This is a genomic window from Actinospica durhamensis, assembly GCF_018139695.1.
Lineage (GTDB): Bacteria > Actinomycetota > Actinomycetes > Streptomycetales > Catenulisporaceae > Actinospica > Actinospica durhamensis.
This window is the reverse complement of record NZ_JAGSOG010000359.1, coordinates 1-7,357: the sequence shown is the minus strand read 5'-3', so window position 1 is coordinate 7,357 and position 7,357 is coordinate 1. Positions and strand designations below refer to the sequence as shown.

Here is a 7,357-nt window from a genome sequence, read left to right as displayed (position 1 = left end):
CCCGCAGGTCACGGCGCTGAAAAGACGGCGCCAGCCCCGCTGTGAGCTCCGCGAATACCGCGTCCGCCGGCTCGGGATCTACAATGACGGCGCAGGCCGCCTCCATGTCATGTTGCGTCACAACACCGTGATCACGGGGCGGCCTGCGTGCGCCCACCCGACGCCAAGGCAGTCGCCAACCGTAGATCCATTGCAGCGCAACGTAGCTGACTTCACGTCAGTAACGATCTACGACTGGAGTACTATACCGGCCCGCGCCGCCCCTTCGTGCTGGGCCTGCTGAGCCTGTTCCTCGGTGTGGTCTACAACGAGGCGCCGCTCGCGGTCTTCGTGGTCCTCGCCGCTTCGGTGCTCGGCAGTCTCGGCGAGCCGGGGCTCGGCTCGGCGGTCGGCTGGATCGGCACGGCCCTGTTCGTGGTGACAGCGGCGGGTCTGATCGCGCTTGCGTTGCGGGGGGCCCGCGCCGACCGCGTGATCGAGAGAGCCCTCGATGACGGACTCGGTGCCGACTGGCGCGAGCGAACCGGCGGGGCGCTGCCGGCGCGTTCGCGTCGACCGGCGTGGCTCGGGATCTTCAACGTGCCGTGGGTCTTCGGCCGACGCGGCGTCCAGCGCGTCGCCGACCTCTCCTACGGCGACGCCGGGATGCGCAACCGCCTCGACGTCTACCGGGCCCGCAAGCAGAGCGCGCCCGGCCCGGTGCTGATCCACCTGCACGGCGGCGCGCTCATCCGCGGCCGAAAGAACATCGAGGCGCGCACCCTGCTCTACCGTCTCGCGGCCGAGGGCTGGGTGTGCGTCAGCGCGAACTACCGGCTCAGCCCCCGGGTCGGATTCCCGGAGCACCTGATCGACGTGAAGAAGGTGCTGGCCTGGGTGCGCGAGCATGGAGCGCAGTACGGCGCGGACCCCGGCACGATCTTCCTGGCCGGCACGTCGGCCGGCGGAATGCTCGCCGCGTTGGCCGGACTCACCCCGAATGATCCGGCGTACCAACCCGGCTTCGAACAGGCCGACACCTCGGTCACCGCAGTGGTTTACCTCACCGGCTACTTCGGTGAACTGAACGGCACGGAGTTCAGCCCGTTCACCCATATGACCGCAGACGCTCCGCCGTTCTTCATCGCCCACGGCAGTCACGACACACTGGTCCCCGTCGAGGACGCCGCCCACTTCGCCGACCGCCTGCGCGCCGCGTCCGCGGAGCCGGTCGTCTTCGCGGTACTGCCTGGCGGCCAGCACTCCTTCGACCGCTTCAACTCAGCACGCTTCAACGCGGTCGTCGACGGCATCCGCGACTTCGCCGCCTGGACCCGCGCCCGCGGCTGACCAGTCCGCCCACCACTCGCCTCGGAGCCCCGCGGCTGATCAGTCCGGCTTTCGTCTCCCCGGCCCCGCGGCTGGCGAGGCTGCCGAACCGTTGCACCGAACTCGCGGCTGTGAAGACGGCGCCTGTCTGGCCGGACCTGCGGCTGAAAGACGCCGCCACTCTTTCGTTGAGCCTGCGGCTGTGAGGACACCGCCGGTCAGGCCGCCCGCTCGTCCTGCCGGACCTCGATCACGGCCACCCGGTTCCCGTCCGGATCGATGTACGTCGCCTTTCGCGCCGAGGCCGTGACCTGCTCCACCGGCACGCGCGAGATGCCCCGTCCGGCGAACTCCGCCATGACCGCGTCCAGGTCCGGCACACAGATCGTCACGATCGACGACCCGGCACGCTCGGCGTCGCGCAGTACATAGAGCCAGGCAGAGTCGCTACACCGCCACATCGACTCGGACTCGTTGACCGGCATGTCCGGCGCACGCCCGAACAAATCGGCGTACCAGGCCAGCCCCACCTCGAGGTCCGCCACGGCGATCGCGGCGAAGAGTACGGACACGTCCATGTCACCCAGCATGCCCCGCCTCGAGCCGCCCCGCGGCAGAACCGGCCCGCGCCACGCGTGACGTTTCGCCCAAGCTGTCGATCCGTCCACATGCGCCGTGTCTCTGGTTCGTCGTCGTCGTCGGCGGCCGCCCGGCCTTGCCTATGGCTTACTCCATGGCGTCGATCAGCTCCCGGCCCCGCCGACGAATCACGCGCGTCGCCGATCCAGTTCTGCCCTGCTCTGCCGATGACTTGCTCCGCGTCGCAGGTCTGCTGTAGCGCTGACAGGCCGTCGGGTTTCGGGCTCTGCCGCGGCGTGCTTCGCTACAGTGTGCGCATGATCTTCACCGAGCAGGAGACCGCTTACCTGGCCGCGCAGTCGCTCGCCCGCATGGCCACCGTCCAGCCCGACGGGACGCTCCAGGTGAGCCCGGTGGGCTTCACCCACAACACGGAGCTCGACACCATCGACGTAGTCGGCCACGGCATGGCGGGCAGCCGGAAGTTCCGCAACGTGGCCGCGAACGGCCGGGTCGCCATCGTGATCGACGATGTCGCGTCGATGGCACCCCCGGTCATCCGCTGCCTCGAGATCCGCGGCACCGCCGAAGCCGTGCGCGGCCCGGGCGACCCCGCCGCAGGCGATGACGGTGCCGTGATCCGCATCCGCCCCCGCCGCATCATCAGCTTCGGCATCAACCACCAGTTCGACATGAAGAACCTCCAGACGGACAACCGCGACGTGAACTGAGCCGCCCCTGGGCCCGCGCCGCCCCGCGCCGTTCCCGCTCCGGTTCTGGCTCCGGCCGCTGGCCATGCAGCCAGCTACGCGGCCGCGGCCGCGCCCACGCCGACGAAATCGTGATGCGGACGCCGCCGCGGGGCGGCTACGCTCGCGGGGCCCTTTCTTCTTGGTTCATGGGCCGCCGGACTGGGACGAGCAGCGAGGAAGTGGACCCGGCTGTGGGGAAGCGCGCCTGGCTGCTGCTGATGGGCAGTCTCATCTCCGCCGTCGGCGACCGGTTCGCCGCCATCGCGTACGCGTTGTTCGCGGTTGCCGTGCATTCGCCGGGTCTGTTGTCGGCGGTCTTCGCCGCCGAGCTGATACCTCCGCTTCTGTTCGGCCTGATCGGGGGCGTGGTCACCGACAAGTTCCTGCGGCGCTGGCTCTGGCCCGCGGTCCTCGCTCTGCAAGCCGTGTGCTTTCTGGGCATGTCGCGCACGCAGGCGCCGTGGGCGATCGTCGCGCTCGTCGCCACGTCCAGCAGCTTGGCCGCGCTGATCGGACCGGTCGGCACGGTGCTGCTGCGCCTGGTCACCGATGCGTCGCGGCATACGAACGTCGCGCGCTGGTCCGGCATCTGTGACGGATTCGCCGCGGTCGGCGGCACGGTCGCTGCTGCCGCGACGTTCCAGGCCTCCGCCACCCACGTGCTCTTCCTCGTCGACGCCGCAAGCTTCGTCGGCCTCGCCGCGCTCGGAGCGGTGGCCATGAGAGGGCTGACGCTCCCGCGGCCCGCCCGTGGCACCTCGGTGCGTCCCGCCGACGCTCTGGTCGGCTTCGCACGGCTCACCAGCCCGCGGGCCTTCGGAGGTCCCGGTACCGCGATGTTGGTCGGGGTGATGTTCGGTACCTCCCTCGAGGGAATCGTCGGCGTCTTCTTCCTCCGCGACGTCATGCGCGTCGCACCCACCATGTACGGCGTCGTCATCGGCTCCTGGTCGGTCGGCATGCTGCTCGGCCCGGCACTGTTCCGATTCCGGGCCCACCTTCAGGGCGCGACCTGGTGGCGCTTCATGCCGACGTGCGCGCTCGCGATGGGCGCGTGCATCGCCGTCCCCGCTGTGCTGGTCGATCAGTGGGCGACGATCGCCGCGTTCGTCCTCGGCGGCGCCGCGAACGGTCTGTTCAACGTCGGTATCACCTCCGCGATCTTCCGAGGGGTGGACCAGGACGAACAAGGCCGCGCCTGGTCCGCCTTCGGCATCCTTGGGGGAACCTGCGCCCTCCTCGGCTACCTGACCGGCGCGGCCTTCGGAAGTACCCACGCGCGTCTCACCATGCTCGCCTCCGGCGCACTTCCCGCTGCGGTCGGCATCCTCGCGCTCGTCAGCGGCCCCCGCGAGCTCCGGGGCGGCCGCGGTCTCCGAGGTCTCCGGGGCCGGGGCCTCCGGGGCGGCGCGCATCTCGCCGAACCAGTCACCGGCTCGCACTCGCCTGCCCCGTCGGCCGACGCTGCGGCCGCTACTACTACGGCACCCTCCTCTGGGCCGGCGGCGGTGTGACCGTCGTTGCAGGACCTGCTCTCGTGGGCAGGTGCGCCTCAGGGCCCTGTTCGTGCTCACTCACCCCGTCCCAGCTGACTGTGCGTACGCTCGGTACGGCGAGCACCGCAGCGACGCTGACGACGGTCCAGATCGCTCCGAACGCCAGTACGCGCTGTGCGCCGAACTGTGCGGAGACCGGGCCGGCCAAGGCGAGCGCGATCGGTCCGAGCGAGAACGCGCCGAAGGTCTGGAAGGTGCGCACCCTGGCCAGGACGTCCGCTGGCGTATGTCGCTGCGTCGTCGTATCTGCCAACGCCGCCGACACGGTCGACCCGATCCCCGCCAGGCAGGCGCCCGCCGCGATGAGCGCGACCGGTGCGTGCGCGGCGAGGAGCGCGCAGGGCGCTGCGTATCCGGCTGTTGCGACCGTGGCCACGAAGAGCGGTCTGCCGGGATGTCGTCCCAGAGCGAGCAACCCGCCCAGGATCGATCCGACACCGTAGCCGCCCATGATGAAGCCCCAGTCGCGTGCTCCGGCAGGTAGCTGATGTGTCAGCACCGGACCGAGGACCAAAAACGGTCCCCACACGAGGAAGTTGAGGCAGGTGAACTGCAAGGTCGAAGTGACCAGCCACGACCGGGATCTGAACGCGGACCAGCCCTCGCCCATCGAGCGAAGCATCGACGGCCGGCCGACGGTGGGAACCTCCCGCACCCGAAGCAGACCGAGTGCCAGCAGGCTACAGGTATAGGTGCCCGCGTCGATCGCGACCACGACCCCGGCGCTCGCGAGCGCGATACCCACCCCCGCGAGCGTCGGACCGGCCACCTTGGCCGCCGACTGGGCGAATCCCAGCAGCGCGTTCGCGTCGCCGAGCCGTTCTCGAGGCACCGTGCGTACGACCAGAGCGCTGAGTGCAGGATTGAACAGCGCCTCACCCACGCCCCGGGCCGCCGACAGCGAGATGAACGTCCACACCCCCGGATGGCCGGTCAGCAGCGAGCAGGCGAGCCCCGCCTGCGCCGCACAGCGGATCGTGTCGCCGACCAGCATCACCCGTCGCGGACCGAACCAGTCCGCGACCACTCCGCCGAACAGCATGAAGAGCAGTTGGGTGACCGGCACCGCGGCCAGAACGAGCCCGAGTTCGCTCGCGCTCCCGCCGCTGTCGAGCACGGCGAACGCCAGCGCCACACCCGCCATCGATGAGCCTAGGAGTGAGGTGGCATAGCCGACGAAGAAGAGTCCGAAGTTGTGATGTCGTAGAACGGTGAGGCCGTCCAGTGCTGCGGGCCTGCGCCAGGCGGATGTCCGACGGGTAACGTGCGACTGATCCTTGCCGGGCTGATTTCGGGTCGCCGTGTTTTCGTGGTCATCGTGGCCCAGCGAGTTGCCGTGGTTCTCACGACTGCTGTGGCGGTTGGTGGTGCTAGGGCTTCCGTGGTTGGTGTGATTGCCCGGGTCGCCGTGGTTTTCGTGCTGCTGGGGTGGTCTCATGCTTCTGTCTCGGTCCCGCCACTCCACGTCGTTGCCTCCCTTCGGGTGGTCGTTGCTCGACTTTCGTCATTTGTTTGGTCAGGGTGCGTGTGTTCGCCGCGGACCATCTCGCGGATGCGGTCAAGTTGGGTCATCAGCACGATGCCGTCGGCCAAGGCGGCCGACTCGAGGTGGTCGGACACGCTCGCCAGCAGAGTTCCGAGGCGGGCTCGGTCAGGATGAGGCCGCGGCGTCGCGGCGATGATGGATCGGAATTCGATAATGAGCTCTCGCGCCTGTCGAACGTGCTCTGCAGCGGGTGCCGGCGAGGGCGCGGGGGCTAGGGCTGGGCTTGGGCCTGCGCCGGTGGGTGGCTCGAGTAGGGAGAGGATTGAGAGCAGGCGGTCGACCTGCCGGCAGATCGCGTCGTCGGCGCGTACGGCTCGCGTGAAGACGTCCGCGAGTCCGGCTGGGAAGTCGAACGATTGGTCGTTCCGCGCGATGAAGCGTGCGCGCGTGTGGTGGAAGTGGTCCTCGCCGCTGTCGCCACAGTCCTCGAAGTCGTTCGAGTCGACGGCGTCATCATGGTTCACTGAGTACTCCCTCGCCTATCCAGCTCTGCAGGAGCCTGCGGGCACGCGACAGGTTCTGGCGGACGGCGGTCTGGTGAATGCCGAGTCGGTCCGCGATCTCCGGCGTGGTGAAGCCGTCCAGGTGCATGCAGAACACCTCGCGCTGCCGGGCCGGAAGGCCCCGGAGCAGACGCATGACATCTTCTTCGTGCAGTTTTTCGCCCACACTCTCGTCGACCGGGAAGCGGGACGACGGCGCGGGCTCGGGCAGATCCGACGGCGCCACGGTCTCGACCGAAACCTGTCCGCTTCCGTATGACGCGCGCCGGGCATGCAGGAAACTTCGCACCGACACCGTGCGCAGCCAGGCATACCAAGCCCGCTGGTCGTCGATTCCGCCCGCCCGCAACGCGACGGCGAAGGCCTCCTGCACCGCGTCGTGTGCTTCGGCTTCCGTCGCGCCCTGGGACCGGACGTGCCAGACCAGTGGCGAGCGGTACTTTCGGTAGAGCTCCGCGAATACCTCCGCGCCGTCGGCCGCTTCACCTCCGCTTCCGTCGACCATGGGCCCCCTACTTCCCTCCGCTTTTGCTTTTCGCACCTCCGCGCCCCCTTCACGTTCCGTTCGGGCCGACCCGCTCGGGGCGCCTTTATAGGTTCATAGAGAGGTGTCGCGAGGGGTCGAATTCGTGACATCACAGCGTGGTGTGGTTTGAGTGATGGGGCTCCGGTGCCGTGGTTCCAGTGCTGTGGGGGCGGATCGGGCTAGGTCGTGGCGCGGAGGTAGAGGTCGCGCAGGAGGCCGAGTTCGCCGCCGTGGTGGGCGGATTCGTCCAAGGCGTGCAGCGCGAGGAGCAGGTAGCTTTCGTGTGCGAACGCGCCGGCGTGCGGGCCCATGGGCTCGAGGAGGCGTTGGTCGCCGAGGGCTGCGATGTGGGCGATGAACGTCTCCCAGTCATCGGCGAGCGTGCGGAGGCCCGCGTCGGCGGTGCCGGGCCAGAGGTGTCGGTCTTCGGGGAGTTCGATGTCGGGGTCGAAGAAGCGCAGGTAGCCACGCAGGCAGTCAGCGCCGATGTGCCAGGTTCGCCAGGCGATTGTGGTGATCGTGGTGATGGGCGGGCGAGTGGTGGAACGGGGTGGGCGTGGGTCGGCGCGGAAGAGGCCGTCTGGGGC

General features: G+C 69.2%; 8 protein-coding genes. 3 read left to right on the top strand and 5 right to left on the bottom strand.

Going from position 1 to position 7,357, the window contains the following annotated elements; genetic code table 11:
• The first annotated feature begins 267 nt into the window (after positions 1-267).
• Positions 268-1,329: an alpha/beta hydrolase gene (locus KDL01_RS37300; RefSeq protein ID WP_212533435.1), complete on the top strand. Its 1,062-nt coding sequence runs from the start codon at positions 268-270 to the stop codon at positions 1,327-1,329.
• Positions 1,330-1,526: 197 nt separating this feature from the next.
• Here the strand turns inward: KDL01_RS37300 and KDL01_RS37295 are convergent, their stop codons facing one another.
• Entirely contained in the window at positions 1,527-1,886 is a 360-nt protein-coding gene (locus tag KDL01_RS37295) for a VOC family protein (protein ID WP_212533434.1), read from the bottom strand.
• Between the two features lie 318 nt (positions 1,887-2,204).
• On the opposite strand from KDL01_RS37295, the gene KDL01_RS37290 reads away from it, so the two are divergent.
• Entirely contained in the window at positions 2,205-2,618 is a 414-nt protein-coding gene (locus KDL01_RS37290) for a PPOX class F420-dependent oxidoreductase (protein ID WP_212533433.1), read from the top strand.
• A 113-nt stretch (positions 2,619-2,731) separates the two neighbouring features.
• Complete coding sequence (locus KDL01_RS37285) at positions 2,732-4,153, top strand: MFS transporter (RefSeq protein ID WP_212533432.1); 1,422 nt, start codon at positions 2,732-2,734, stop codon at positions 4,151-4,153.
• Here the strand turns inward: KDL01_RS37285 and KDL01_RS37280 are convergent.
• The 4 genes from KDL01_RS37280 to KDL01_RS37265 form a co-directional block, all read right to left on the bottom strand.
• Entirely contained in the window at positions 4,119-5,633 is a 1,515-nt protein-coding gene (locus KDL01_RS37280) for an MFS transporter (RefSeq protein ID WP_212533431.1), read from the bottom strand. The genes KDL01_RS37285 and KDL01_RS37280 overlap by 35 nt on opposite strands.
• Positions 5,630-6,205: a hypothetical protein gene (locus tag KDL01_RS37275; RefSeq protein ID WP_212533430.1), complete on the bottom strand. Its 576-nt coding sequence runs from the start codon at positions 6,203-6,205 to the stop codon at positions 5,630-5,632. Before KDL01_RS37275 ends, KDL01_RS37280 begins: the two co-directional genes overlap by 4 nt.
• Positions 6,195-6,749 carry an RNA polymerase sigma factor gene (locus tag KDL01_RS37270; RefSeq protein ID WP_212533429.1) on the bottom strand — a complete coding sequence of 185 codons (555 nt, stop codon included), beginning with the start codon at positions 6,747-6,749 and terminating at the stop codon, positions 6,195-6,197. The genes KDL01_RS37275 and KDL01_RS37270 overlap by 11 nt, the downstream gene beginning before the upstream one ends.
• A 200-nt stretch (positions 6,750-6,949) precedes the next feature.
• Positions 6,950-7,357: DinB family protein (locus tag KDL01_RS37265; protein ID WP_212533428.1), on the bottom strand; the 408-nt coding region annotated here is incomplete at its 5' end.